At 66.5% G+C, this 394-nt stretch carries 1 protein-coding gene; it reads right to left on the bottom strand.

Annotated elements, in window-relative coordinates; translation table 11 throughout:
• On the bottom strand, nucleotides 1-362 hold a 362-nt coding region (locus FL311_RS43820), incomplete at its 3' end, for a gamma-glutamyl-gamma-aminobutyrate hydrolase family protein (RefSeq protein ID WP_194869664.1).
• Nucleotides 363-394: the final 32 nt, after the last annotated feature.

The raw sequence follows: 394 nt of genomic DNA, 5'->3' as shown, positions 1-394 counted from the left end.
TCCGTGGTGAGCGTGATGGGTGCAAAGCCGATCTCCTTCACGCCCATCGGCTTGACCGCCGCCCCTAATGCCCGCGCCATCAACTGCGCGCCCAGGCAGATGCCGAGCAACGGCTTGCGTGCGGCCAGTCGCCGCGCAATGGCGGCCGCTTCATCGCGTATGAACGGATACGTTGCATCGTCGTACGCACCGATGGGCCCGCCCAGCACGATCAACAGATCGGCGTCCATCATGTCGTCGGTCGGCACCGGCTGCACGCCCACGTCAACGGTCCGCACCGCGTAGCCGCGCGCTTCCAGCAGCGGCTGCAGGATGCCGAGGTGCTCGAACGGCACGTGGCGCAGGGCGAGGGCGGTTTTCATGGCGTGCGATGAGGTTGATGGCGGGCTTATTG

The organism is Myxococcus sp. AB025B (assembly GCF_006518215.1).
Lineage (GTDB): Bacteria > Myxococcota > Myxococcia > Myxococcales > Myxococcaceae > Myxococcus > Myxococcus fulvus.
This window is presented reverse-complemented; position numbering and strand designations above follow the sequence as displayed.